The following is a 25,082-nucleotide window of genomic DNA, read 5'->3' on the forward strand; positions in this document are numbered from 1 at the left end:
CACCGCACTCCCGGAGGTCTCCATGACGAACCGCCCTTTCCGCCCCCGCGCCCGCGGCGCCCGCCGCGCGAGAGCCGCAGCAGCCGCCGTCGTGCTCGCCGCGGGCCTCCTCTCCCAGGGGGCGACGGCGGCGCTCGCCGGCCCGGCGCCGTCGCCCGCCAGCCCGGCGACGGGCGCCGCGCACTCGTTCCGCACCGCGGCGGGCACGGAGAACTACTACTTCGTCATGACGGACCGATTCGCGAACGGCACGGCCGCGAACGACCAGGGCGGTCTCGGCGCGTACCCGATGGTCTCCGGGTTCGACCCGGCGAACAAGGGCTTCTACCACGGCGGCGACCTCGCGGGCCTCACCGGCAAGCTCGACTACATCCAGGGCCTGGGCACGACGGCGATCTGGCTCACCCCGAGCTTCAAGAACAGGGCCGTCCAGCCGCAGGACAAGAGCGCCGGCTACCACGGCTATTGGATCACCGACTTCACCCAGATCGATCCGCACCTCGGCACCAACGCCGAGCTCGGGGACCTCATCACGAAGGCACACGAGCGGGGGATGAAGGTCTACTTCGACATCATCACCAACCACACCGCGGACGTCATCAAGTACACCGAGGGCGACCGGAAGGGCTACATCAGCAAGACCGCGGCCCCGTACAGGGACGCCGCGGGCAACGTGTTCGACGACGCCGCGGTCGCCGACCAGCCCAGCTTCCCGGTGATGGACCCGGCGACGTCGTTCCCGTACCACCCGTACGTCTCGCCCGGCGAGGAGAACCTGAAGGTGCCTGCCTGGCTCAACGACGTGAGCCTGTACCACAACCGCGGCGACTCGACGTTCGCGGGCGAGAGCGCCAACTACGGCGACTTCTCGGGCCTCGACGACCTCTTCACCGAGAACCCGACGGTCCTCAACGGGTTCATCGACGTGTACCGGAAGTGGATCGGGGACTTCGGGATCGACGGCTTCCGCATCGACACGATGAAGCACGTCAACGACGAGTTCTGGCAGAAGTTCTCGCCCGCGATCCTCGACTACGCCCACTCGGTGGGCAAGAAGGACTTCTTCATGTTCGGCGAGGTCTACGACACCTCGCGCGACTTCACCTCGAAGTTCACCACGTCCGACGGCGTGCAGGCCGTCCTCGACTTCCCGTTCCAGCAGGCCGCCCGCTCCTACGCGTCGGCGTCATCGCCCGCCACCACCCTGCAGAAGCTCTTCCAGGGCGACGACTGGTACACGACCGCGACCTCGAACGTGTACCAGCTGCCCACCTTCCTCGGGAACCACGACATGGGCCGTATCGGCTCGTTCATCGCCCAGGACAACCCGAACGCCCCCGACGCCGAGAAGGTCGCCCGCGACCGGCTCGCCACAGAGCTCATGTACTTCTCGCGCGGCAACCCGATCGTCTACTACGGCGACGAGCAGGGCTTCACCGGCGCCGGCGGGGACCAGCTCGCCCGGCAGGACATGTTCGCCTCGAAGACCCCCGAGTACCTCGCCGACACGCTCCTGGGCACGACGGCGACGCACGCCTCGGACAACTACGTCACCACCCACCCGCTCTACACCTCGATCGCCGACCTCGCGAAGGTGGTCAAGGACAACCCGGCGCTGCGCACAGGCGCGCACCAGGACCGGTACGCCGACGCGACGGCTGGGGTGTACGCGTTCTCCCGGATCGACGCGACCGCGCAGCGCGAGTACGTCGTGGCGCTGAACAACACCGCGGCCCCCCGGACCGCGGCCGTGCCGACGTACCTCGCGCAGCGGCCGTTCGCGAAGGTCTTCGGCGACGGTGCCGCGGACCGGCTCAAGACGGCGGCGGACAAGACCCTCACTGTGACCGTGCCGGCATTCTCCACGGTGGTGTACGAATCGGCGGGACGCATCCCGGACTCGGCGGCCGCACCGGTTCCCGTGCTCGGGACCCCGAAGGCGGCCGGCGGCGACAACACGCGCGTCAACGTCACTGCGGACCTGCCGCGTGACTCGTTCTACGAGGTCACGTTCCAGGCACGCACGCCGGGAGGCCAGTGGGAGAACATCGGCACTGATGACACGTACCCCTACCAGGTCTTCCACGCCACGAAGGGCATGACGCCGGGAACCCCGCTCGAGTACCGGGCCCTCACCCTGGACAACGCCGGCCACACCGCCACCTCGGCGGCGACCGTCTCCGCCGTCGTGCCTACCCCGGTGGACCCGGACGCGCCCAAGGGGCCGGCGCCGCAGCCGCTCTCGGTCACGGTGGCCGGCGACTACCAGCACCTCGCCGGCTGTGCGGGCGACTGGGACCCCGCATGCGAGGCGACCATGGCGCAGTACGACCCGGTCGCCTCCGAGTGGCGGCTCACGCTCGACCTCCCGGCCGGCACCTACCAGGTCAAGGCCGCGCTCAACGGATCGTGGACCCAGAACTACGGCGACGGCGGGGCGCCGAACGGGGCGAACATCTCGGTCAGCCACCCGGGCGGGAAGCTGACGTTCACCTACCGGCACGACACCCACCTGACCACGGTGGCCGAGCACGCGGCGCAGCCGTCAGCGGTCGCGGTGCCGGGGACGCTGAACACCGCGATGGGCTGCGCGGCAGACTGGGATCCGGCGTGCCCCCAGGCGCAGCTCGCGTTCGACGGCGCGCAGGGGGTCTGGCGCGGCACGTACACGCTGCCGGCCGGCAGCTACTCCTACAAGGCCGCGCTCAACCGCTCCTGGGACGTGAACTACGGGGTCGGCGGGGCGGTCAACGGCCCCAACATCGGCCTCGACCACCCGGGCGGGACGGTGACGTTCAGCTACAACGACTCGACCCACCTCGTCACCGCGGGATGGCCCGTGACGCAGCCGGCCTCGGTCAACCTCCCCGGGACGTACCAGCATCTGGCCGGGTGTGCGGGGGACTGGGACCCGGCCTGCCCGGCGACCTCTGCCGCGTGGGACCCGCGCTCGCAGGGGTGGATCCTACGGCTCGCCTCGGTGCCGGCCGGCTCGTACTCGTTCAAGGCGGCCCTCAACGGGTCCTGGGACCTCAACTACGGTGTGGGCGGGGCGCTGAACGGGCCGAACATCGGGTTCGACCATCCCGGCGGCGCGATCGCGTTCCGGTACGACCCCGCCACGCATCTGGTGACGGTGGTCTCGGGCTGACCTCGTCTGGTTGAGGGGTCATGTCCCTACGCGCAGGAGCCAGGGACAGGACCCCTCAACGCAGGGACGTGACCCCCCCAACACAGGGACATGACCCCCCCCACACAGGGACATGACCCCTTGATGCCCGGGCGGACATCGGACCTCGGTCCCTGTCCGCCCCGGCCGGCCCGCGGCACAATGGCGCCATGCGCGCATGGTGGGTGGACGTCCCGGGGCCCGCGGGCGGTGCCACCGGGGACGGTGAGGGCGGCCCGCTCGTCGTCGGCGAGCGGGCCGACCCCGTCCCCGGGCCCGGCGAGATCCTGGTCAGGGTGGCGGTGTGCGGGGTGTGCAGGACCGACCTGCACCTCGCCGAGGGTGACCTCGCGCCGAGGCGGCAGGGCGTCGTCCCGGGCCACGAAGTGGTCGGGACGGTGGAGGCCGCCGGGGCGGGAGCGTTGCGCTTCGAGCTCGGCGAACGGGTCGGGATCGCCTGGCTCCGCGGGACCTGCGGGACCTGCCGCTTCTGCCGCGCCGGGCGCGAGAACCTCTGCGAAGCACCCCGGTTCACGGGGTGGGACGACGACGGCGGGTACGCGGAGCTCGCCGTCGTGCGCGAGGACTACGCGTACAGGGTCCCTGAGGCGTTCGGAGACCGTGAGGCCGCGCCGCTGCTGTGCGCGGGGATCATCGGATACCGGGCGCTGAAGCGGGCCGACGTCCCCAACGGCGGGCGCCTCGGCATCTACGGCTTCGGCGGCAGTGCGCACATCACCGCCCAGCTGGCGCTCCACCTCGGCGCGACGGTCTACGTCATGACGCGCGCCCCCGAGGCGCGCGAGCTCGCACTCGAGCTCGGCGCCGCCTGGGCCGGGGCCGCGGACGAGGAGCCCCCAGAGAAGCTCGACTCCGCGATCCTCTTCGCACCGGTCGGCACGCTCGTCCCGCCGGCGCTCGCCGCCCTCGACCGGGGCGGGACCCTCGCGGTCGCCGGCATCCACCTCAGCGACATCCCATCGCTGAACTACCAGGAGCACCTCTTCCAGGAGCGGCAGCTGTGCAGCGTCACCGCCAACACGCGCGCCGACGGCGAGGAGTTCCTCCGCCTCGCCGCCGAGATCCCCGTGCGCACGACGACGGTGCCGTACCCCTTCGACGCCGCTCACCGCGCGCTCGCCGACCTCGCGGGAGACCGGATCACGGGGGCCGCCGTGCTCGAGGTGCGTCCCCGGCCCCTCGGACAAACGACTGCTCCGTAAGTGTCCTTCTGAGGCGTCAGAACGACACTTACGGAGCAGTCGATGAGTGGGGCTGGGGGCCGGGGGCCGGGCCCGGGGGCAGAGGCTCCGGGGTCAGGCGAAGTGCTTCGGCAGCGTCCCCTCGTGTGCCTCGCGGAGGTCCGCGAGGGGGAGCTCGAACTGGCCCTGGACGTCGATCGAGGTCGCGAGGACGTCGACCACGCCGAGGCGCTGCACCGGGTAGTTCCGGGCGGTCGCCATGTCGTTGAAGCGGACCTCCTCGGAGCGCGGCACCGACACGATCGCGCGGCCCTGCGACTCGGAGAAGAGCGCGGTGAAGACATCGATGCCGTCGCGCTCGCACAGCTCGTCGAGGGATACCCGCGCGCCCACGCCGAAGCGCAGCGCCATCTCGGTCAGCCCGGCGGCGAGGCCGCCCTCGGAGAGGTCGTGCGCGGCGTCGATCATGCCGTCGCGGGAGGCGTTGATGAGGATCGCGCCCAGCGTCTTCTCCGCCTCGAGGTCCAGCTTCGGCGGGAGCCCGCCGAGGTGGCCGCGCAGGTTGGCGAACTCGGACCCGTCCAGCTCGTCCCGGGTGACGCCGAGCAGGTAGATCGCCTGCCCGTCCGCGTTCCGCTGCCAGCCCGACGGCGTGCGGCGGGCGACGTCGTCGAACCGGCCCAGGACGCCGACCACGGGGGTGGGGTGGATCGCCGTCGTGCCCGTCTGGTTGTAGAGCGAGACGTTTCCGCCCGTGACCGGGATGCCGAGCACCTGGCAGGCATCGGCGAGGCCGCGGACGGCCTCGGCGAACTGCCACATGACCTCCGGGTCCTCGGGAGAGCCGAAGTTGAGGCAGTCGGTGACGGCCATCGGCACGGCGCCGGAGGTGGCGACGTTGCGGTACGACTCCGCGAGGGCCAGCTGGGCGCCCGTGTACGGGTCGAGGTAGGCGTAGCGGCCGTTGGCATCGGTCGAGAGGCCCACGCCCATGCCGGTCTCCTCGTCGACGCGGATCACGCCGGCGTCGTCCGGGGAGGCGAGGGCCGTGTTGCCGCCCACGTAGTGGTCGTACTGCTTGGTGACCCACGACTTGTCGCACATGTTCGGGCTCGCCATGAGCTCGAGGACCGCGGCCTTGAGCTCCTCGCCCGTGGCCGGAACGGCCTTGCCGGCCTCGGACGCGCGGAACGTGTCGCCCTGGACGCCGTCGAGCCACTCGGGGCGGTGGTACGGGCGGTTGTACACGGGGCCCTCGTGGGCCACGGTGCGGGGGTCGACGTCGACGATCGTCTCGCCGTCCCACGTGATGATGAGGCGGCCGGTGTCGGTGACTTCGCCGAGCCACGAGAACTCGACGTTCCACTTCTCCATGACCTTCTCGAACGCTTCGACGTTCTCGGGAGTCACGACCGCCATCATCCGCTCCTGCGACTCGGACATGAGGATCTCGCCCGGGGTCAGGCTGGGGTCGCGGAGCAGCACGTTCGTGAGCTCGACCTCCATGCCGCCCTCGCCGTTGGACGCGAGCTCGGACGTGGCGCACGAGATGCCGGCAGCGCCGAGGTCCTGGATGCCCTCGACGAGGGAGTGCTTGAACAGCTCGAGGCAGCACTCGATGAGCACCTTCTCCGCGAATGGGTCGCCGACCTGGACGGCCGGGCGCTTGGACGGCTTGGAGTCGTCGAAGGACTCCGAGGCGAGCACCGAGGCGCCGCCGATCCCGTCGCCGCCCGTGCGGGCGCCGAACAGGACCACCTTGTTGCCCACGCCGGAAGCGTTGGCGAGGCGCAGGTCCTCGTGGCGCAGCACGCCCACGGCGAGCGCGTTCACGAGCGGGTTGGCCTGGTAGACCGAGTCGAAGACGACTTCGCCGCCGATGTTCGGCAGTCCCAGGGAGTTGCCGTAGCCGCCGATGCCCGAGACGATGCCGTGCACGAGGCGGGCCGTGTCCGGGTGGTCGACCGCGCCGAAGCGCAGAGGGTCCATGACGGCCACGGGGCGGGCGCCCATCGAGATGATGTCGCGGACGATGCCGCCGATGCCGGTCGCCGCGCCCTGGTAGGGCTCGACGAAGGACGGGTGGTTGTGGGACTCGACCTTGAAGGTCACGGCCCAGCCGTCGCCGAGGTCGGTCACACCGGCGTTCTCGCCGATGCCCACCATCATGTCCTTCTTCATCTCGTCGGTGAGCTTCTCGCCGAACTGGCGCAGGTGCACCTTGGAGGACTTGTACGAGCAGTGCTCGCTCCACATGACCGAGTACATCGCGAGCTCGGCGGCGGTGGGGCGGCGGCCGAGGAGCTTGACGATCTCCTCGAACTCGTTCTCCTTCAGGCCCAGCTCGGCCCAGGGGAGGTCGGTGTCGGGGGTCTGCGCCGCGTGCTCGACCGTGTCGATGTTGAACTTGCGGGCGGTCGCTGTTTCTGTGTTCCCTGCGGTCACTTGGAGCCTCCGACGAGCGTGGTCAGGACGGACGTGAAGAAGCCGAGCCCGTCGGTCGAGTAGCCGCAGTCCTCGGGGGAGAGGGGGCCGAAGCCGGGCTCGACGGCGTGCTCCGGGTGGGGCATGAGCCCTACGACGTTGCCTGCCGCATTCGTGATGCCCGCGATGTTGCGGCGCGAGCCGTTCGGGTTCCAGCCCACGTAGCGGAAGGCGACGCGGCCCTCGCCCTCGAGCTCGTCGAGCGTCTTCTCGTCCGCGACGTACTGGCCGTCCTGGTTCTTCAGGACGACGGTGATCTCCTGGCCGACCTCGTAGTCGTTAGTCCACGCGGTCTGGTTGTTCTCGACGCGCAGCACCTGGTCGCGGCAGATGAACTTCAGGTGGTCGTTCTTGATCATCGAGCCCGGGAGCAGGTGGCTCTCGGTGAGGACCTGGAAGCCGTTGCAGATGCCCAGCACGGGGAGCTTGGCGTCGGAGTTGGCCGCGTCGATGATCTTGCCCATGAGCGGGGCGAAGCGGGCGATCGCGCCCGCCCGCAGGTAGTCGCCATAGGAGAACCCGCCGGGGAGCACGACGGCGTCCACGTCGCCGAGCGTCTCGTCTGCGTGCCACAGCGGGACGGGGGTCGCGCCCGCGAGGCGGACGGCGCGCGCGGCGTCGCGGTCGTCGAGCGTGCCGGGGAAGGTCACGACGCCGATCTTCGCGCCGGAGAGCGGGGCCGCCTCCGGCGTGCCCAGGTCTGCGATGAGGGGGGTCTCGCTCATGCTCAGGCCTCGGCGCCCGCGGTCTCGGCGCCGGCAGTCTGGGAGGAGGCCTCCACGTCGTCGTCGCTCGCGTCCTCTGCGAGCACCTCGACGTTCACCACGTCCTCGATGACCGGGTTCGAGAGCATCGTCGCGGCGGCGTTGCGTGCCTGCTCGAGGACCTCGTCCGTCACGGGGCCCTCTACCGTGAGCTCGAAGCGCTTGCCCTGGCGCACGCCGCTGAAGGCGGTGAAGCCGAGCCGCGGCAGCGCCCCCACGATCGCCTTACCCTGAGGGTCGAGAATCTCGGGTTTGGGCATGACATCGACAACGATCCGCGGCATCGAAAGGTGCTCCTGTGCTTGGGGGTGGTTGGGCAAGCACTCGGCTTGCACCCCGATTCTACCGGAGGCGCTTACCATAGCCGGCATGCGTCCCGGAACCCCCGATCCCGATCTGCGCTGCCCCTGCGGGAGCGGCGACACGTACGGCGCCTGCTGCGGCCGATTCCACAGCGGCCTTGCCCAGGGCGTCTCCGCGCCCACGGCGGAGGCCCTCATGCGCTCGCGCTACTCGGCCTACGCCCTCGGCGTCACCTCCTACCTGCTGGCCACCTGGCACCCGTCCACGCGCCCGGCCGCCCTCGAACTCGACACGTCGACGCGGTGGCGGCGCCTCGACGTCGTGCGCACGACGGCGGGCGGCCCCTTCGACACGGAGGGGACCGTGGACTTCGAGGCGCGCTTCGTAGACGAGGGCGGGCGCGGCGTGCTGCGCGAGCACTCGCGGTTCGTCCGCGAAGAGGGACGCTGGTACTACGTCGACGGCGACGTCGCCGGGGCCTGAGGGCTGCCATAGGGAACGAAAAAGTGCCCTATTGGGCCGGCTCTTTTCCTCGCGGACGGGAGTAGATTTCCGGGCAAACGAGAACGGCTCGAGGAGGATCAATGACGCTCCAGATCACCGAAGTCTCCGCCTGCACGGTCGACAACTGCTCGTTCAACCACGACCACGAATGCAGCGCCTACGCCATCACGGTGGGCGGCGGCGAGAACCACGCGAGCTGTGGGACGTTCATCGACACCTCCTCCCTGGGAGGCCTGCCCAAGGTACTGGCCCACGTGGGAGCCTGCCAGCGCGGGGAATGCGTCCACAACGACCACCTCATGTGCAACGCGCACGATGTGCGGGTCGGCCCCGGCAGCGACGCGGCGGACTGCCTGACCTACGAGCACCGCTAGGCCCGGACCGGCGGATCCGCCGGGTCCGCACAGGCCATCAGTCCTCAAGGAAAGTCAAGGAAGACAGGGAGGCGCAGGCAGCGAAGGACAGCGACTCCGGGATGCCGCGGCGGATGTAAGGCCTCGGTCGCCGTAGGCCCCGGACTGTCAGAGGCCAGCAAGCAGAGAATCCGCAAGGAAAGGACATCTGCACACCAGACACAGAACGCGAAAGAGACAGACGCCTGAGGGGCGCGCCGCAGTCGGCGCGCCCCTCTTTTCTGCGCCCCCCTTTTCTGCGCGCCGGTCGCCGCCCCTGGCATCTTGATCCGCGCCCCTGTCAAGCCCCTGTCATATCTGTGAAGTTGGTGGGATCCATCTTTCGGATAGGTCTAGTGTGAAGCACTCGCTTCGGGTAGCTTGTGGCCCAATCCGCCGTGGCGGAGGTCACACTCGCTCCTGAAAGGTCTCACTCGCGTGAACAGAGAAAACCTCGGCCGGGGGCGGCCCGGGCTGACGCGCCTCGCGGCGCTCGCCGTCGGGCTGCCCCTCATCCTGACCGCCGTCGCGGCGCCAGCCGGCGCAGCGCCCGACGTCACCCCGACCGCGCCGGCAGCCTCCCGGGCCGACGCCGGCGCCTCGTACGAGGACGGCCGGTACATCGTGGTCCTCGCCGAACAGGCCGTGGCTGCCTACGACGGCGGCACCCCCGGCTACGCGGCGACCGCTCCGAGCAAGGGCCGCAAGGTCGACTCCGGCAGCCCGAACGTGAGGGCCTACGACGCGCACCTGCGCAAGGCCCAGCGGGACGTCGCCGCCCGGAGCGGCGTGGCCGTGGGCCAGCAGTTCACGACGGCGCTCAACGGCTTCGTCGCCGACCTCACCGCTGCGCAGGCCCAGGCGCTCGCGAAGGACCCGCGGGTCGTGGCCGTCGCCAAGGACGTGCAGGCGGCCCCGGACTACACGAGCAATGACTTCATGAAGCTGACGGGCCCGCAGGGGGCATGGGCCACGCAGTTCGGCGGCAAGGAGGGCGCGGGGAAGGGGACGGTGGTCGGGGTCATCGACACGGGGTACTCCCCGGACAACCCCTTCCTGGCCGGGGAGCCGGTGACGGCCCTGGCGCCCGGGACGAAGCCCCAGGTCGGCGTCCCGTACCGGGATTCCGACGGCAGGATCGCGATGCTCAAGGGCGACGGCACGACCTTCACGGGAGAATGCCAGGCCGGCACGGACACGGGGGCGTCCTTCGACGGGACGGCCTGCAACTCCAAGGTCGTCTCGGCGCGCTACTTCGCGGACGGCTTCCTCGCGTCGGTGCCCGCCCCGCACCGCGCGCCCCAGGAGGTCATCTCCCCCGTGGACATCGGCTCCCACGGCACCCACACGGCGTCGACCGCGGCCGGGAACGCCGACGTCCGCATGAGCATCGCGGGCACCGACTTCGGCGTGAGCTCCGGGGTGGCGCCGTCGGCGAAGGTCTCCGTCTACAAGGTCTGCTGGGAGGACGACGACCCGAACACCGGCGGCTGCTACAGCTCGGCCTCGGTGGCGGCGATCGAGGCTGCCATCCAGGACGGAGTGGACGTGCTCAACTACTCGATCTCGGGCAACACGGGCTCCACCACGGACCCCGTGGCGCTCGCGTTCCTCAACGCAGCCTCCGCGGGGATCTTCGTCTCGGCGTCGGCGGGCAACTCGGGGCCCGCGGCCTCGACCGTCAACCACTCCTCGCCGTGGCTCACCACGGTGGCCGCGAGCACCTTCCCCGGCGACCTGGTGGGCACCGTGAAGGTCTCGGACGGCTCGACCTACCGCGGCGCGACGGTCATGAGCGGCGAGGTGCTCGACAAGGCCCCGGTCCTGGCGGCCGAGGCCGCCGCGGCCGGGGCTGCGGACGCGAACCTGTGCTTCGCCGGCAGCCTCGACCCGGCCAAGGCCGCGGGCAAGGTGGTGGTGTGCGACCGCGGCGTCAACGCGCGCACCGACAAGAGCGCGGAGGTCAAGCGGGCGGGGGGCGTGGGGATGATCCTTGTCAACCTGAGCCCGAGCTCGGAGGATTCCGACCTGCACGCGGTGCCGACGATCCACGTCAACGCGCCCGAGGGCCCCGAGCTCAAGGCGAAGATCGCCGCCAACCCGGCCCTGACCGTCAGCCTCGTTAAGGGCGACCTCACGGGCAGGCCCGCCAGCCCGACCCCGCAGATCGCCGGGTTCTCCTCCCGGGGCCCCTCGCTCGCCTCCGGGGGCGACCTGCTCAAGCCGGACGTGTCCGCGCCCGGCGTGAATGTCCTGGCCGGCGTCTCGACCGTGGGGAACCACGGCGAGCAGTTCGGATTCATGTCCGGCACGTCCATGGCGGCCCCGCACATCGCCGGCGTCGGCGCGCTCGTGCTGGGCAGGAACCCGTCGTGGTCGCCGGCGATGGTCAAGTCCGCCATGATGACAACCGCGTACCCGCTCGTCAACGCCGACGGCACCGCCAACCGCAACCCCTTCGACGGGGGTGCCGGCCACGTCGACACGACCAAGGTCACCGATCCGGGCCTCGTGTACAACGCCGGATCGAAGGACTGGCTCGCGTTCCTCAACGGCCAGGGCTACCCGACGGGTGCGCCGCAGGCCGGCTCGCTCGCCGCGAAGGACGTGAACGTCCCCTCGATCGCACTGGGGTCCCTCGTGGGGGAGGTCCAGGTGAAGCGCGAGCTGACGGCACTGGTCCCCGGCCTGTACCGGCCGCAGGTCACACTGCCCGGCGTCGAGGTCCACGTCGAGCCACAGGCGCTCAACTTCTCGAAGGCGGGCCAGACCCGCGAGGTCACGATCACCGTCAAGAACGTCTCGGCCCCTCTCGGGAAGTTCACCACCGGAACCCTCTCGTGGGTGGGTCCCCGCACCGTCACCTCGCCGATCGCCGTGCGCCCGGTCGATGCGAAGGTCGAACCGGCCTACAGCTTCTCGTCGGCAACCGGCGACGGCTCCGGGACCTTCACGCTGACCTCGGGGAGCGACGCACCGATCACCGTGGGCGTCGAGGGCCTCGCCCCCGTCGCCCAGAAGTCCATCACCAAGGTGCCCGGCCCGGTGAGGGCCACGAATGACGCCGCGAACGGACTCGTCGCGGTGGGCGTGCCGGCGGGCCAGAAGGTCGCCCGGTTCGAGCTCAGCGCCGCCGACAGCCAGACCGACTGGGACCTGTACGTCCTCGGACCCAACGGCTCGGGCGGGCTCAGGCAGTACACGGCCGCGACCGGATCGGCAAGCGAGAGCCTCGAGATCGCGGACCCGCTGCAGGGCACGTACTACGTCATCGGGAACCTCTTCGCGAGCCCCGGCAACGGCTCCTCGGACGCAGTGCTCCGCGCTGCGACCTGGGCGGGCGATGCGGGCAACGCCGTCGTCGCGCCGAACCCGATCGTCGCCGCCAACGGCGCCCAGGCCACCGAGACCCTCTCGTGGACAGGGCTCGCACCGGGCGCCTACATGGGCCGCCTCGCGTTCGGCGACAACGGCGTCCGCAGCATGGTGAACGTCGCGGTCGGCTCCGGCACGGCGGCGGCCCCCGCAGCCTCCGCCCCCGGCGCCCCCGAGATGGCGCCCGTCGACGCCGTCCCCGGCCAATGACGCGGTAGCCCGCTTCCGCACCCGGCTGCCCCGCCGCCGTCGTCCGCTGGGGGACGACGGCGGCGGGGCAGCCTCGCGTCGGGGCCGGCGGCGTCCCTACTCCGGGGGGCCCTCGCCGAGATCCGGCAGGTCGCCCGGGTCGCGTCCCTTGGCGGTGTCGACGATCTCTCGGCGCTGCCGGTCCCGCTCCTCGACCACCACCGTGTGGGACGGCTGGAACAGCTCGGCGGCCACCCCGAGCATCGCGGCGCTGCCGCCCTTGGGCTTGCGCCGGCGGTAGTAGATCCAGCCGTGGCCCTCAATCCACAGCAGGACCCGATCGAGGACGACGACAACGACCGCGGCGATCAGCAGCCACCAGTACCAGCCCATGCCGCACCTCCTGCGTCTATTCTCGGCCCGATCAGGACGAGAGGGCGGCCTCCAGGGGGGCGAGCGCCGTCGTGAGCCGCTCCCGCAGCGCGGCCGCCTCGGCAGCGAAGCCGCGCTGCGCCTCGACGTACTCGGCCTTCCCTGCCGGCGTCTCGATGGCGATGGGCTCGAAGCCCCAGCCGGAGAGGTCGTAGGGCGAGGCCTGCATGTCCATGGTCCGCACCCGCCACGCGAGCTCGAAGCAGTCCATGAGCAGCTCGCCGGGGATCGCGGGCCCCAGCTTGTACGCCCACTTGTAGAGGTCCATGTTCGCGTGGAGGCAGCCGGGCTGCTCGAGGTCGCGCTGCGTGGCACGGGTCGGCTGGAGCTCGTTGAGGGGCGCCGCGTCGGGGGAGTAGAAGCGGAACGCGTCGAAGTGCGTGCAGCGGATGCGGTGCTCCTCGACCACGCGGTCGGTGCCGTCGGCGCCGAGCCGGAGCGGGAGGTACTCGTGCCGGATCCCGAACTTCACGCTCCGGTAGGCCATGGCCCACTCGTGCAGGCCGAAGCACCCGAACTGCGGCGGACGGGCCGCAGTGCCGCGCAGGATGATCCCGCAGAATCGGATCGTCTCCTCACGTTCCGCGGCGTAGGCGGGCAGGTCGAGCACGACGGCGGCAACGTCCTCCTCCACGCCCGCCGCCTCCCGCTCGGTGCGGGTGAGCGCGCGGTAGTGCTTCCACCCGAGCCGCTCGGCGGCGTCGTGCCCCACGAGAGCCGTTCCCGCGCCCGGGTGCCAACGGGCCAGCTGGCCGGGCTTGAGCGTGTAGTAGGTGAAGAGGAAGTCCTCGATGGGGTGCTTCCTCCCCGCGTTGCGCCGGGCCACGAAGGGCTCCGCGAAGCGCGCTACCCGCGCGGCGTGCGCGTGGGCGCGCGGCAGCCAGCGGTCCTCGGCGAGGAAGGAGAACGGGATGGCTCGGGAAGGCACCCGTCCATTATTCCCGATGCCAGGCGGCCGACGGGGGCCCAGGGCCGGGGCGCGAAAGGCCGTCTTGCTAGAATTCTCCTTGCCGAAGCACCTGTGAATTGGTGTCAGCTGCCTGCCGTCCCAGGGGGTGCCGAACCATGAGTGGGGGAAACCACAGAGCCATGACGACAAGCAGCTCTCCCTCCCGGCCCGCGGGCAGCCCCTTGGCGTCGAAACAGGCGCGATGGCCTGCGGCCACGGCGCAGAAGCGCAGGGCGTACGTCGCGATCTGCCAGGGGTTCGTTGGCTCGCTGATGATGTTCGTCGGGTCTATCGGCATCGGGTGGATTGCCAGCGGATCTCCGATGGTCCGCCAGCCAGTCGTCATTGCGCTGCGTGCCGAGCGCTGGGGGGTGACGCTTTCCACCATCCTGCTGACTGTAGGGGCCATGCTGCTGATGCGGTCATGGCTGAGGCTCGGGCAGCGGCTGGGGGATTGGGGCGATGGCACGCGGCGACAGGTGATGGCGGCCATCTGCGCCTGGTCCCTGCCGCTGCTTTTCGCGGTGCCGATCTATTCGCGTGATGTCTACGCCTACATCGGCCAGGGCCGCCTGCTCATGGAGGGAAGAGACCCCTACGCCGAGGGCATCTCCGTTCTGAACAACTGGTTCTCCCTCGGAGCCGATCCGGCGTGGGCGGAGGCCCGCACGCCGTATGGCCCGTACTTCCTCTGGCTGGAACACGCTGTGGTCGCGATCACCGGCGCCCAACCGGACATGTCTGTCCTGCTCTTCCGGTTGCTGGCCGTCGCCGGGGTGCTGCTGTGCGTGCTGTACCTGCCCAGGCTGGCGGAACTGCACGGGATCAACGGCGCCCGGGCCCTGTGGATCGCGGTGGCGAATCCGCTGTTCCTGATCAGCTTCATCGCGAGTGCACACAACGATGCCCTCATGGTCGGCCTCGCGGTTGCAGGGACATACATGGCCGCGACCCGTCGGTACGTGCGCGGAGTCCTGCTCGTGACGGCATCAATCGGCATCAAGCCGGCCACGGTGCTCCTTCTCCCGTTCATCGCCCTGATGTGGGCAGGAGCCGGGGCATCCTGGCTGCGCAGGCTCGGGGTCTCTGCCGCCACCGCCGCGCTGAGCTTCGCGGTGCTGGTCCTCAGCGGCATACCGCACGGCCTGGGCCTGGGCTGGACCTGGGCCATCATGGACCCCACCCCGGGCTACACGGGGTACTCGCCGTCGGGTTTCCTCGGCCAGCAGGTTGAGTTCTTCGGCAGTGTCCTGGGGCTCCCCGGTGCTGCAATGGCGGACGTCTTCAGGACGGCCTTGAAGTGGACGGCCGTCGGGCTGGTCCTCCTGCTGATGCTCCGGGGCGAGCATTCCCGGCTGGTGCGACGCATGGCACTTGCCTTCGCGGCGGTCGTGCTGCTGTCGCCCATCATCCAGCCGTGGTACATCCTCTGGATCATCCCCTTCCTGGCCGCGACCGGCATCAGGGACGACTGGCAGATCCGGTGCCTCTACGTCGGGGTCACGTTCTTCGTGGTGTTCGGGGCGCAGGATCAGCTGTCGGTCTGGTCCTTCGTGGAGCTGCCTGTCAATGCATCGTCCCTCGCGTTTGCCATCGCCCTTCTCTTCACGTGCTACCTGCTGGTCCTTGACGTCCACACACGGACGCTGCTGATCCAGGGCAGGCCGGCGGACTTGATGCGCCGGGGCTTCCGGCGCATCCTCCGCCGGCAGCCCGACGTCGGCTAGGCGGCCGGCCGGCCGCCGTGCTTGCGCCCCAGTTCGGCTGTCCGGCGCACCGACCACGAGAGCAGGACAACCAACAGGACATTCCGCGCCGTCAGAACGGCTGCAATGGCGGGATGCGCGTGGATGAGAGGTGTGTAGAAGAGCGGATAGATCACGAACGTCGCCGCCGCGATGGCCATCAGGAGGGCGGCGGGGACCTTCCATCGGTTCCAGTCGTGGGTCAGCCCCGCCACAATCACCGGAGCCAGCCAGATGATGAACTGGGGCGATCCCACCTTGTTGAACACGATGAATGCTGTCGTCATCATGAGCGCCCCTTCGAGGAACAGCTCCTCGCGCTCGGCACCTCGGTTGAGGGCACGGACCAGAAGGACGGAACCGGCGATCGCGGCGAGGACCAGCAGGGGCTGCATCAGGAAGGCGGCCACCTCGGCACCGGGGCCGTAGACCTCCGTGGAGTTGATGGCCACGTTGTCGGCCATTCTCGAGCCGGCAACGTTGAACACGCTGAGCCACACCCAGGGCGTGGAGAAGGTCGCCTCGAGCTGCATGCCACGCTCGCCCTGATTGATGAGGAAGTCCATGATGTGGTCCAGGGCGCCGGTCAGGTAGGTCCCGAAGGCCACCAAGGCGCTGACGGCGCCTGCGGCTGCCGCCATCCTCAGGCGCTGGCGGGAGGCGATCACCATGGGGGCCAGCACGGCCGCAGGCCACACCTTGATCCAGGTCGCGACACTGAGCAGAACGGACGCGACGACGGGTCTGCGGGCAGCGAAGAGCAGCGCGACCAGGACGATGGGAGCCGTGATGCCCTCAACCCGGGCGAAGCTGAGGTATCCCATGAAGCCCGTGAAGAACAGCCACCACCAGGCGGGGGCAATCCCGCTCAGACGTCGGGGGCCGCGGGTCAGGTACAGCATCGCGACCGCGTTGAGGGCCGTGATGATGAGGGTCCACACCAGCAGGTACAGCTGTGGGCCCGCAACGTTGGCCAGGAAGATGGGTATTTGCGCCAGCACTGGATACACCCAGGGACTGATCTTTCCGCCGAGGCTGTCAGGGTTGTACCCCGCCATGGCCCATTGGCGGTACTGCTCCGTGTCGCTGAAGGTGCCGCCGTCAAGGAAGAAGGAGGCCATCCATCCGAGGAAGTACAGATGGACGACGGCGAATCCCCACCACACGCTCGACGGCCGGCTGAACCAGACGACGAACCCCGGGGGCAGGACGCGGTGCCGGATGCGGACCAGATGCTCGAACACCATGGCGGAAATCTCAGGACTCCTCGGTCTCGGGCTTCGCAATGGGCGGCTTCCGGCCCAGCGTCCGCAGGCGGCGTACTGACCAGACAAACAGGATTACGAGCAGGATGTTGCGGATGGACAGGACGAGCGCCATCCCCGGGTCGTTGTGGCTCAGGGCATCGTAGAACAGCGGATAGATGAGGAATGTGGCGGCAGCAATTGCAATCAGCATCGCCGCCGGCACGCGCCATTCCTTCCAGTTGTGGGTCAGCCCCACCGCGACGGCTGGGGCGAGCCACACCATGAACTGCGGCGAGCCCACTTTGTTGAAGACCACGAAGGCGGTCGTCAGGGCGAGGGCTCCTGAAAGGAGCAGCTCCGTACGGTCCATACCGCCGTTGGCCTTGCCCTGATGAAGGGCCCAGAACGTCAGACCGGTCACGGCGGCCGCCGCCAGCAGGAGCAGCGGCTGCATCAGCACCGACAGCACCGCCGTTCCGGGACCGTCCACCTGCATCGAGTTGATGGCGGTGTTCATGTACATGTGGGAGTCGCCGATTCCCAGCACGGACAGCCACAGCCAGGGGGTGGTGAACGTGGCCTCGAGCTGCATGCCGCGGCCCCCCTGCTGGGTCAGGAAGTTCAGCAGTCTTGGAAGGGCTCCGGCCGCCACGGCGAGGGCCACGACGGCGGCCGACGTCAGGACTGCTGCGGCGGCCACACGCGCGCGCTCCTTCACGACCGCGAAGAAGGCCAGCATGACGGCGGCGGGCCACACTTTCACCCACGCGGCGATTCCGAGCAGGACCGACGCTGCAAAGGGCTGACGCACTCCATAGACAAGCGCAACGAGGACGACGGGGGCGGTCAGGCCGTCGACACGGGCGAAGCCGAGCCATCCCATGAGCACCGTGAATCCAAGCCACCACCATGCGGCCGGGATGGCGTCACGCCGCTGGCCCCACATGGTCAGCGAGCCCATGGCCCAACCGTTCAGCACACTGGTCAGCAGGACCCAGAGGAACAGGAAGGGGCCGGGACCGGCTGCCGCGGCCAAGGCCATGGGGACGAGCGCCAGAATCGGGTAGCCCCAGGGGCTGGGGCCGCGCGCCAGCGTCTCGTCGTCGAAACCTGCCATCGCCCAGTCCCGGTAGATGAAGGTGTCGCTGAAGGCTTCTCCCCGCAGCGAGAGCAGGGCTGCGAACACAAGGAACATCACATGGGCCACAAGGAATCCCCAGAAGAGGCCGCGCGGGGAACGCAGGCCCTCCTGCCACCGCTTGCGCATGACCATGGCGTCCGGGGGCACCCCGAGGAATCTGTCCATGGAGAATGAACTCTCTCGCTCTGTGAGTCACTGCTTCAGCAGGTCCTCAGACGCTATGAACCGGAGAAGGCGGTTCAGGGTATTCTCGCATCGGACAAGAGCCCAGCCGCGCTGCCACTGGGCGATTCCGGCCGAAATCCGCCCAAGACCCGCCCAGAGCCAGCGCCGCGCGGCCTGGAAGTTCACCGAGTGGTCACGGCGACGTCAGCTCGACCCGTGACACTGGCGCCATGACTGATCTGTCACGCCGCACACTTGTCCTCAGCTCCCTTGCCGCCGGTGCCCTCACCGCGGTCTCCGCGGCGGGGGCCGCGGGTCCCGCCCAGGCGGCGGGCGCGCCGTCGGCCGTCCCGCTGGTCCGCAGCCGCCTCACCCTTCCCTCCGGCATCCAGACCGGGGACGCCACCACCGATTCGGCGGTCCTCTGGTCCCGGTCCTCCGGGGCCGGGCGCCTCGTCGCGACGCTGCGTGCCGTGGACGCCGACGGCGCGGTGATCAGCGGCAAGGGTGCCTTCGAGCGCACCCTCCGAGGCTCCTGGGCCAGCGCCGACACCGACTTCACGGCGAAGATCTCCGCCACCCAGCTCCCCTCGGGCAGCCGCTTCGCCCTCACCCTGCAGTTCGAGGACGAGGACGGGAATCTGGGCGAGGCCGTCCAGGGCTCCTTCTCGACGGCGGCCGGACCCAACGCCGCCGGCCGCACCGCCGCGCGGGGCAACGACGTTCCGCGGGGGCAGAGCTTCGTGTGGACCGGGGACACCGCGGGCCAGGGCTGGGGAATCAATGAGGAGATCGGCGGCATGCGGGCCTACGCCGCGATGCACGCCACGAGGCCGGACTTCTTCATCCACTCGGGGGACACCGTCTACGCTGACGGGCCCATCCAGGCCAGCGTGACGGAGCCCGACGGGCAGGTGTGGAAGAACGTCGTGACCGAGGAGGTCTCCAAGGTCGCCGAGACGCTCAACGAGTTCCGCGGGCGCCACCGCTACAACCTCATGGACCGCAACGTCCGCGCCTTCTACGCAGACGTCCCGGTGATCGCGCAGTGGGACGACCACGAGACTCACAACAACTGGTGGCCGGGCCAGACCATCGACGATTCCCGCTACACCGTCCGCGACGTCAACACCCTCGCCGCGCGCGGCCGCCAGGCGTGGCAGGAGTACCAGCCCATCGCGGACCGGCGCGCCCTCTCGCCCGCGACCACCGGCTTCGAACCCGCGCGCATCTACCGCAAGATCCCGCGGGGCGCCCAGCTGGACCTCTTCGCGCTCGACATGCGCTCCTTCAAGGGCGAGAACACGCCGGGGCTAGAGGCCACCGAGACGCACATCCTCGGCGAGGAGCAGGTCCAGTGGCTCATCCGCGAGGTCAGCGCGTCCAAGGCCACGTGGAAGGTGATCCTCAACGACCTCCCGCTCGGCGTCGTCGTGCCGGACGCGAAGGGCCAGGAGAGCATCTCCAACCGCAACGACGGTGCACCGCTGGGTCGCGAGCTCGAGCTCGCCCGCGTGCTCAAGGCGTTCAAGGATGCCGGGGTGCAGAACATCGTGTGGCTCACCGCGGACGTGCACTACTGCGCCGCGCACCACTACTCGCCCGAGCGCGCGGCCTTCCGCGACTTCGACCCGTTCTGGGAGTTCGTCGCCGGGCCGGTCAACGCCGGCTCCTTCGGCCCCAACGCCATGGACCTGACGTTCGGGCCCACGGTCGAGTTCGCTAAGGCGGGCATCCGCGTGAACCAGTCCCCGCGGGACGGCAAGAGCCAGTTCTTCGGGCACGTCGAGATCGATGGCGGGGACGCCTTCACCGTCTCGCTGCGCAATGCGCTCGGCGAGACGGTCTACTCGAAGACCCTGACCCCCGCGAGCTGACTCGCCGACGGCGGGGACGCGACCCCGCAACGTCGGGGACGCGACCCCACAACGTCGGGGACGGGACCCCACAACGTCGGGGAGTCAGTTCGGGCGCGCCGAGGAGTCGCATTGTGGGCGTTGTCGTGGGCGTTGTGGGGTCATTTCCCTAGATCGCGCCGCCGGGCGGGCCGAGCAGCGCCTCGGCGGCCTTCCACGCGGCGATGCCGCAGCCGTCGGTCCTGTCGAAGCGCCGCTCGACGCGCGCCCTGCCGGCCGTCCCCGTGACCGTCGCGACCTCTGGTCCGCCGTACTGCTGGGTGCAGAGCTGGTTCCCCGGCGGCGGCGTGAGGAGCTCGGGCCGTGCGGCGACGAGCCGGCACGCGTCTGCGGCCCACGGGTGCGTGCTGCCGGGGAGCGCGACGGGGCCGGCGCAGCGCAGCGTCCACCGCTGCTCTGGCTCACCCGTCCCGCGCACGACGACGACCTCCAGCTCGGCCGTCGGCTCGCCGGGGGTGCCGCTCGAGGTGGGCGGCGCCGTCGTGCGCGGCTCAGAGGATCCGGGGCCCGCCGGTCCTGGCTGGGCAGCGCAGGCGGCGAGCGCCACGGCGCACGACGCGAGGCCGAGCAGTGCCGGGATCCAGACGCGGCGGACGGGGCGCACGGGTTCCGCGCTCCGTCAGGCCTGGGCGACGAGGGCTTCGGCGCCGTCCATGTCCCGGCTGGCCTGGGCGGCGGCGATGAGCTTCATCATCGAGGCGTGGAGCTCGCCGGCCTCCTCGCGGGTGATCTGCAGCCGGGCCATCATGGTCGGCGGCACGGCGAGCGCCTTCTCGCGGAGCGCGGCCCCCTCCGGCGTGAGCGCGACATCGAGGGCCCGCTCGTTGCCCGCCTGGCGGGTGCGGGTGAGCAGGCCTGCGTCCTCGAGGCGACGCAGCAGGGGGGTCACGGTTGCCGGCTCGAGCAGGAGCGCCTCGCTGATGTCCTTCACGGTGCGCGGGCTGCGCTCCCAGAGCGCCAGCATGACGAGGTACTGCGGGTGGGTGAGGCCGAGCTTCTCGAGTACGGGCCGGTAGGACGCGATCACGCTGCGGCTCGCGACGCTGAGGGCGAAGCAGAGCTGCCTCTCGAGCTTGAGGTCGTCGTACGAGGCGTCCATGGCGAATCCTTCCGCATTGGTTAGTGCACTAACCATGAGTGTACTATTCAAGAGGAGCCGGAGGTCCGGCGGTCGAAGGGAGAGCCAGAAATGTCCGGTGAGAGTGCCGCCCGGAGGTTCATGCACGCCACGGGGAAGCTGCGCGCCATCTTCGGGCCGGCGCACGTGAGCTCCATGACGCACGAGATGACCGAGGAGAACAAGCAGCTCCTGGTCCAGCGCGAGGCGGAGGCCCAGCAGTGGGAGACCGTGACCCGCCCCGACGGCAGCACCTACGTGGTCCCCAAGGACCCCACCGACCGCTCGCTGCGCTGACCCCAGGCGCGCTCGGGCGCGCTCGCACCCGCACAGCCGGAGGCCTTCTGCGGCGTGCTCAGCCCTGAGAGCCAGAGCACACCCGGGCGTACAATGGCGCGTACCGGAAGGGGGTGATGAGATGCCCCGCACGCACAAGGCCATGGACAGGTTCTTCCACGCGGCGGACCGTGCCGCCGCGATCTGGGGACCTGCCGCTCACGGCGACCCGAATGCGCCGGTGGTCCACAGGCACGATGCCTTCGAGCAGGCGTCGGACCAGGAACTGCTGACGTTCGCGGTCGAGACCGACTCAGAAGGACACCACTACGCCGTCCGCAAGGACGAGAAGCCCCCTATGACGCACCTCTAGGACACCTCCGGCCAGCAGTGCCCAGAAGGCCGCCCCGACCCGAGGGTCTGGGCCGGGAAGCAGCGAAGCGGAGCCGAAACCCAGGGTTTCGGCTCCGCTTCCTCCGTTCCGCGCCGTTCTCCGGCAGGGTCAGCGGCCGGTGCCGCCGTACACGGTCGCCTGCGTCTCGGCGTCGAGGTTGAAGGCGGTGTGGATGGCGCGTACCGCGTCATCGAGCAGGTCGGCGCGCGTGACGACCGAGATGCGGATCTCCGAGGTGGAGATCATGTTGATGTTGATGCCGGCGTCGGAGAGCGCCTGGAAGAACGTCGCGGAGACGCCCGGGTGCGAGCGCATGCCGGCGCCGATGAGGGAGAGCTTGCCGATCTCGGCGTTGTACTCGATGTCCTCGAAGCCGATCTCCTCCTGGGCCTCCTTGAGCGCGGTGAGGGCCTCGGCGCCCTCGACGATCGGGAGGGTGAAGGAGATGTCCGTCTTGCCGCGGCCGAGCGTCGAGACGTTCTGGACGATCATGTCGATGTTCGAGTGGGCCTTCGCGATGACCTGGAAGATCGCGGCGGCCTTGCCGGGGATGTCTGGGACGCCGACGACGGTGACCTTGGCCTCGGAGCGGTCGTGCGCGACGCCGGAGATGATGGGCTGTTCCAAAGCGACTCCCTCGCTGACGGTGATCTTGTCCTCGGGGCTGGGCAGCACCCACGTCCCCTGGTTGTGGCTGAACGAGGACCGCACGTGCAGCGGGACCCCGAAGCGGCGCGCGTACTCGACGCAGCGCAGATGGAGGATCTTGGCGCCGGAGGCAGCGAGCTCGAGCATCTCCTCGCTCGAGATCCGCTCGATCTTCTTGGCCGCGGGGACGACGCGCGGATCGGCCGTGTAGACACCGTCCACGTCGGTGTAGATCTCGCACACGTCCGCGTTGAGCGCGGCGGCCAGGGCGACGGCGGTCGTGTCGGAGCCGCCGCGGCCGAGCGTGGTGATGTCGTGGCTCTCGCGGCTCATGCCCTGGAAGCCGGCGACGATCGCGACGTTGCCCTTGTCGAGCGCGGTGCGCACCCGGTGCGGGTCGACGTCGATGATGCGCGCCTTGCCGTGGATGCCGTCGGTGATCATGCCCGCCTGGGAGCCGGTGAACGACTGGGCCTTGGCGCCGAGCTGGTTGATCGCCATCGCGAGCAGGGCCATCGAGATGCGCTCGCCGGCGGACAGGAGCATGTCCATCTCGCGCGCGGGCGCGCTGTCCGTGAGCTCGCCCGCGAGGTCGAGCAGCTCGTCCGTGGTGTCGCCCATGGCGGAGACCACGACGACGACCTCGTGCCCGGCGCGCTGCGTCTCGACGACGCGCTCGGCCACCCGCTTGATGCCCGCCGCGTCCGCGACGGACGAGCCGCCGAACTTCTGGACGATCAGCTGCCGGGCAGGCAATTCGAGGGGCAACGACATGCGGGCACACTCACAGGGGGCTAGAGGCTACAGGGATGGTCCCTGACAGTTTACGCCCCGGCCGTTGGCGTCCATGAATTGTGACCGGTCCGTGGACGCCGGGGGACCGCGCACGACGGCGCGGCCCGCCTGGGTGCGGGGCGCCGTCGTGCGCTGTGGCAGGGGGTCAGCCGGCCAGGTCGGGGTAGTGGATCCGCGCCGTCTCGGGGTGCGCGCGGAGCCAGCCCTTGAGCACGTTCTGCCCATACGAGGCGAGCATGGGGTTGTCGGGGTCGTCGGAGACGCCGCGGGCCGCGGCGGCGAGCTCGGCCGGCAGCTCGACCTTGTCGATGACCGCGTCGAGGCGCGGGGACCAGAAGAACGGCACGGAGTAGCGGTCCACGCCCGCCGGCGGGGCGATGACGCGGTGGATGGTGGCCATGAGGTAGCCGTCGGTGGCGACCTCGAGCATTTCGCCGAGGTTCACGACCAGCGCCCCGGGAGTGGGGGGGACATCGATCCACTCGTCCTGCCCGTACGGCTTGACCTCGAGCCCGCCGACCTGGTCCTGCAGCAGGAGCGTGACGAAGCCGTAGTCCGCGTGGAGGCCCACGCCCTGGTCCCCGGCGCCGGGCACGACGCCCGTTCCGACGTAGTGCACGAGCTTGCCCATCCAGGCAGGCGTTCCGGCGAAGGGCTCGTCGAAGTGGTCCTCGGGCAGGCCGATCGCCACGGAGATGCCGCGCAGGAGCTCGGCACCGACCGCGCTCATGAGATCGGCCCATTCCATGGCGGCCTTCTCGAGGTCGGGAAAGGCTGCGGGCCACTGGTTGGGGCCCTGCAGGCGCAGGTAGGGCTTCTCCGCGGGGACGTCCTCGAGCGGAGCGCGCTCGGGGCCGTAGTCGATCTGCTCGCGGGCGTCGGCGCGTCCGCGGGTGACCTCGGTGCCGAGCCGGGTGTAGCCGCGGAACTGGGCCGAGGAGCGGTTGTCGAGGGCGAGGCGGTCTTCGAGCGGGAGGCGGAAGAACTCGGCGACCGTGTCCAGGAGCTCCTGGTCCTGTCCCGGGCGGGCGCCGTAGCCGGTGATCTGGAAGAAGCCGACGTTGTGCGCCGCGTCGCGCAGTGCCTCGAGGAAGTCGGGGGTGAAGGAGCCGTCGGCGCCCCTCGCGGTCGAGAGGTCGAGGACCGGGATGGAGGTTCGTGCAGTGCTCATGGATCCAGCATGCGCCCGCCCGAGAGGGGCGCGTAACAATCTGTCACGAACAGGCGGCGGGGTACCATTCCGCGCCGTTGCCTCGGGCGATCGCGCCCTCAGGTGATCGCGTTCCGGCGGCCCTCGAAGGCGCGGCCGAGTGTGATCTCGTCCGCGTACTCGAGGTCTCCGCCCACCGGCAGGCCCGAGGCGAGCCGCGTGACGGTCACCCCGATGGTCTTGAGCATGCGCGCGAGATACGTGCTCGTGGCCTCGCCCTCGAGGTTGGGGTTGGTCGCGAGGATGATCTCGGTGACCTGGTCGTCGTTGAGGCGCGTGAGCAGCTCCCGGATGCGCAGTTGGTCGGGGCCGATTCCCGCGATGGGGTTGATGGCGCCGCCGAGCACGTGGTAGCGGCCGCGGTACGCGCGCGTCCGTTCGATCGCGAGCACGTCCTTGGACTCCTCGACCACGCAGATCACGCTCGGGTCGCGGCGGGTGTCGCGGCAGATCGCGCACGTGTCCTGCTCGGAGACGTTGCCGCAGATCTGGCAGAACTTGACCCGCTCCTTGACTCCGACGATCGCGGCGGCCAGCCGCTTCATGTCATCGGAGTCGGCCTCGAGGATGTGGAAGGCGAGCCGCTGCGCCGACTTCGGGCCGATGCCCGGGAGCCGGCCGAGCTCATCGATCAGATCTTGGACTGCGCCTTCATACACCCCACT

At 70.1% G+C, this 25,082-nt stretch carries 21 protein-coding genes; 9 read left to right on the forward strand and 12 right to left on the reverse strand.

Annotated elements, in window-relative coordinates:
* Positions 1-22 precede the first annotated feature (22 nt).
* Positions 23-3,151: an alpha-amylase family glycosyl hydrolase gene (locus ACQ5BE_RS18155; RefSeq protein ID WP_430298367.1), complete on the forward strand. Its 3,129-nt coding sequence runs from the start codon at positions 23-25 to the stop codon at positions 3,149-3,151.
* A gap of 188 nt (positions 3,152-3,339) precedes the next feature.
* Positions 3,340-4,392, forward strand: a complete 1,053-nt coding sequence (locus ACQ5BE_RS18160) for a zinc-dependent alcohol dehydrogenase family protein (RefSeq protein ID WP_430298368.1) — start codon at positions 3,340-3,342, stop codon at positions 4,390-4,392.
* A 93-nt stretch (positions 4,393-4,485) separates the two neighbouring features.
* On the opposite strand, the gene purL is transcribed toward ACQ5BE_RS18160, so the two are convergent.
* Genes purL through purS form a run of 3 tightly spaced genes read right to left on the reverse strand, consistent with a single transcriptional unit; the run spans position 4,486 to position 7,903 of the window.
* A complete protein-coding gene (purL, locus tag ACQ5BE_RS18165; protein ID WP_430298369.1) occupies positions 4,486-6,816 on the reverse strand; it encodes a phosphoribosylformylglycinamidine synthase subunit PurL in 2,331 nt (776 codons plus the stop codon).
* A complete protein-coding gene (gene purQ, locus ACQ5BE_RS18170; RefSeq protein ID WP_430298370.1) occupies positions 6,813-7,580 on the reverse strand; it encodes a phosphoribosylformylglycinamidine synthase subunit PurQ in 768 nt (255 codons plus the stop codon). The genes purL and purQ overlap by 4 nt, the downstream gene beginning before the upstream one ends.
* A gap of 2 nt (positions 7,581-7,582) precedes the next feature.
* Entirely contained in the window at positions 7,583-7,903 is a 321-nt protein-coding gene (gene purS / locus ACQ5BE_RS18175; protein ID WP_430298371.1) for a phosphoribosylformylglycinamidine synthase subunit PurS, read from the reverse strand.
* An 85-nt stretch (positions 7,904-7,988) separates the two neighbouring features.
* Here purS and ACQ5BE_RS18180 point away from each other — a divergent pair, with 85 nt between their 5' ends.
* The 3 genes from ACQ5BE_RS18180 (at position 7,989) to ACQ5BE_RS18190 (ending at position 12,403) form a co-directional block, all read left to right on the forward strand.
* Positions 7,989-8,405 carry a YchJ family protein gene (locus tag ACQ5BE_RS18180; protein ID WP_430298372.1) on the forward strand — a complete coding sequence of 139 codons (417 nt, stop codon included), beginning with the start codon at positions 7,989-7,991 and terminating at the stop codon, positions 8,403-8,405.
* Positions 8,406-8,506: 101 nt separating this feature from the next.
* Positions 8,507-8,800 (forward strand): DUF1540 domain-containing protein, encoded by a 294-nt coding sequence (locus ACQ5BE_RS18185; protein ID WP_208711462.1) that lies wholly within the window; start codon positions 8,507-8,509, stop codon positions 8,798-8,800.
* A gap of 456 nt (positions 8,801-9,256) precedes the next feature.
* Positions 9,257-12,403, forward strand: a complete 3,147-nt coding sequence (locus ACQ5BE_RS18190; protein WP_430298373.1) for a S8 family serine peptidase — start codon at positions 9,257-9,259, stop codon at positions 12,401-12,403.
* Between the two features lie 96 nt (positions 12,404-12,499).
* On the opposite strand, the gene ACQ5BE_RS18195 is transcribed toward ACQ5BE_RS18190, so the two are convergent.
* Complete coding sequence (locus ACQ5BE_RS18195) at positions 12,500-12,775, reverse strand: hypothetical protein (RefSeq protein WP_430298374.1); 276 nt, start codon at positions 12,773-12,775, stop codon at positions 12,500-12,502.
* A 31-nt stretch (positions 12,776-12,806) separates the two neighbouring features.
* On the reverse strand, positions 12,807-13,742 hold the full coding sequence (locus tag ACQ5BE_RS18200; protein WP_430298375.1) for a 3-methyladenine DNA glycosylase: 936 nt from the start codon (positions 13,740-13,742) through the stop codon (positions 12,807-12,809).
* Between the two features lie 161 nt (positions 13,743-13,903).
* Between ACQ5BE_RS18200 and mptB the strand changes: the two genes are divergently transcribed.
* On the forward strand, positions 13,904-15,490 hold the full coding sequence (gene mptB, locus ACQ5BE_RS18205; protein ID WP_430298376.1) for a polyprenol phosphomannose-dependent alpha 1,6 mannosyltransferase MptB: 1,587 nt from the start codon (positions 13,904-13,906) through the stop codon (positions 15,488-15,490).
* Here mptB and ACQ5BE_RS18210 read toward each other — a convergent pair.
* Positions 15,487-16,755, reverse strand: coding sequence for a glycosyltransferase 87 family protein (locus ACQ5BE_RS18210; RefSeq protein WP_430298377.1), 1,269 nt, complete (start codon positions 16,753-16,755; stop codon positions 15,487-15,489). The two genes, mptB and ACQ5BE_RS18210, sit on opposite strands and share 4 nt — an antisense overlap.
* Positions 16,756-16,765: 10 nt before the next feature.
* Positions 16,766-18,028, reverse strand: a complete 1,263-nt coding sequence (locus tag ACQ5BE_RS18215) for a glycosyltransferase family 87 protein (protein ID WP_430298395.1) — start codon at positions 18,026-18,028, stop codon at positions 16,766-16,768.
* 263 nt (positions 18,029-18,291) lie between these two features.
* Between ACQ5BE_RS18215 and ACQ5BE_RS18220 the strand changes: the two genes are divergently transcribed.
* Positions 18,292-19,938 carry an alkaline phosphatase D family protein gene (locus ACQ5BE_RS18220; protein ID WP_430298378.1) on the forward strand — a complete coding sequence of 549 codons (1,647 nt, stop codon included), beginning with the start codon at positions 18,292-18,294 and terminating at the stop codon, positions 19,936-19,938.
* Positions 19,939-20,086: 148 nt separating this feature from the next.
* On the opposite strand, the gene ACQ5BE_RS18225 is transcribed toward ACQ5BE_RS18220, so the two are convergent.
* Positions 20,087-20,581, reverse strand: coding sequence for a serine protease inhibitor (locus tag ACQ5BE_RS18225; RefSeq protein WP_430298379.1), 495 nt, complete (start codon positions 20,579-20,581; stop codon positions 20,087-20,089).
* Between the two features lie 15 nt (positions 20,582-20,596).
* Positions 20,597-21,076, reverse strand: a complete 480-nt coding sequence (locus ACQ5BE_RS18230; RefSeq protein WP_430298380.1) for a MarR family winged helix-turn-helix transcriptional regulator — start codon at positions 21,074-21,076, stop codon at positions 20,597-20,599.
* A 90-nt stretch (positions 21,077-21,166) separates the two neighbouring features.
* Between ACQ5BE_RS18230 and ACQ5BE_RS18235 the strand changes: the two genes are divergently transcribed.
* A complete protein-coding gene (locus tag ACQ5BE_RS18235; protein WP_208711471.1) occupies positions 21,167-21,391 on the forward strand; it encodes a hypothetical protein in 225 nt (74 codons plus the stop codon).
* Between the two features lie 121 nt (positions 21,392-21,512).
* Positions 21,513-21,743 carry a hypothetical protein gene (locus ACQ5BE_RS18240; RefSeq protein ID WP_369802272.1) on the forward strand — a complete coding sequence of 77 codons (231 nt, stop codon included), beginning with the start codon at positions 21,513-21,515 and terminating at the stop codon, positions 21,741-21,743.
* Between the two features lie 129 nt (positions 21,744-21,872).
* On the opposite strand, the gene ACQ5BE_RS18245 is transcribed toward ACQ5BE_RS18240, so the two are convergent.
* The 3 genes from ACQ5BE_RS18245 to recR all read right to left on the reverse strand — a co-directional run bounded on the left by ACQ5BE_RS18245 (position 21,873) and on the right by recR (position 25,076).
* Positions 21,873-23,186: an aspartate kinase gene (locus ACQ5BE_RS18245; RefSeq protein WP_208711472.1), complete on the reverse strand. Its 1,314-nt coding sequence runs from the start codon at positions 23,184-23,186 to the stop codon at positions 21,873-21,875.
* Positions 23,187-23,352: 166 nt separating this feature from the next.
* A complete protein-coding gene (locus ACQ5BE_RS18250; protein WP_430298381.1) occupies positions 23,353-24,378 on the reverse strand; it encodes an isopenicillin N synthase family dioxygenase in 1,026 nt (341 codons plus the stop codon).
* A gap of 98 nt (positions 24,379-24,476) precedes the next feature.
* On the reverse strand, positions 24,477-25,076 hold the full coding sequence (gene recR / locus ACQ5BE_RS18255) for a recombination mediator RecR (protein WP_344300289.1): 600 nt from the start codon (positions 25,074-25,076) through the stop codon (positions 24,477-24,479).
* Positions 25,077-25,082 lie beyond the last annotated feature (6 nt).

The organism is Sinomonas sp. B1-1 (assembly GCF_050474465.1).
Lineage (GTDB): Bacteria > Actinomycetota > Actinomycetes > Actinomycetales > Micrococcaceae > Sinomonas > Sinomonas flava.

What these genes read in the sequence shown, in the direction of transcription:
- ACQ5BE_RS18155 (WP_430298367.1), top strand. Translation starts at nt 23, where the DNA reads ATGACGAACCGCCCTTTCCGCCCCCGCGCCCGCGGCGCCCGCCGCGCG.
- ACQ5BE_RS18160 (WP_430298368.1), top strand. Translation starts at nt 3,340, where the DNA reads ATGCGCGCATGGTGGGTGGACGTCCCGGGGCCCGCGGGCGGTGCCACC.
- purQ (WP_430298370.1), bottom strand. Translation starts at nt 7,580, where the DNA reads ATGAGCGAGACCCCCCTCATCGCAGACCTGGGCACGCCGGAGGCGGCC.
- purS (WP_430298371.1), bottom strand. Translation starts at nt 7,903, where the DNA reads ATGCCGCGGATCGTTGTCGATGTCATGCCCAAACCCGAGATTCTCGAC.
- ACQ5BE_RS18180 (WP_430298372.1), top strand. Translation starts at nt 7,989, where the DNA reads ATGCGTCCCGGAACCCCCGATCCCGATCTGCGCTGCCCCTGCGGGAGC.
- ACQ5BE_RS18185 (WP_208711462.1), top strand. Translation starts at nt 8,507, where the DNA reads ATGACGCTCCAGATCACCGAAGTCTCCGCCTGCACGGTCGACAACTGC.
- ACQ5BE_RS18195 (WP_430298374.1), bottom strand. Translation starts at nt 12,775, where the DNA reads ATGGGCTGGTACTGGTGGCTGCTGATCGCCGCGGTCGTTGTCGTCGTC.
- mptB (WP_430298376.1), top strand. Translation starts at nt 13,904, where the DNA reads ATGACGACAAGCAGCTCTCCCTCCCGGCCCGCGGGCAGCCCCTTGGCG.
- ACQ5BE_RS18210 (WP_430298377.1), bottom strand. Translation starts at nt 16,755, where the DNA reads ATGGTGTTCGAGCATCTGGTCCGCATCCGGCACCGCGTCCTGCCCCCG.
- ACQ5BE_RS18215 (WP_430298395.1), bottom strand. Translation starts at nt 18,028, where the DNA reads ATGGTCATGCGCAAGCGGTGGCAGGAGGGCCTGCGTTCCCCGCGCGGC.
- ACQ5BE_RS18220 (WP_430298378.1), top strand. Translation starts at nt 18,292, where the DNA reads ATGACTGATCTGTCACGCCGCACACTTGTCCTCAGCTCCCTTGCCGCC.
- ACQ5BE_RS18230 (WP_430298380.1), bottom strand. Translation starts at nt 21,076, where the DNA reads ATGGACGCCTCGTACGACGACCTCAAGCTCGAGAGGCAGCTCTGCTTC.
- ACQ5BE_RS18235 (WP_208711471.1), top strand. Translation starts at nt 21,167, where the DNA reads ATGTCCGGTGAGAGTGCCGCCCGGAGGTTCATGCACGCCACGGGGAAG.
- ACQ5BE_RS18240 (WP_369802272.1), top strand. Translation starts at nt 21,513, where the DNA reads ATGCCCCGCACGCACAAGGCCATGGACAGGTTCTTCCACGCGGCGGAC.
- ACQ5BE_RS18245 (WP_208711472.1), bottom strand. Translation starts at nt 23,186, where the DNA reads ATGTCGTTGCCCCTCGAATTGCCTGCCCGGCAGCTGATCGTCCAGAAG.
- ACQ5BE_RS18250 (WP_430298381.1), bottom strand. Translation starts at nt 24,378, where the DNA reads ATGAGCACTGCACGAACCTCCATCCCGGTCCTCGACCTCTCGACCGCG.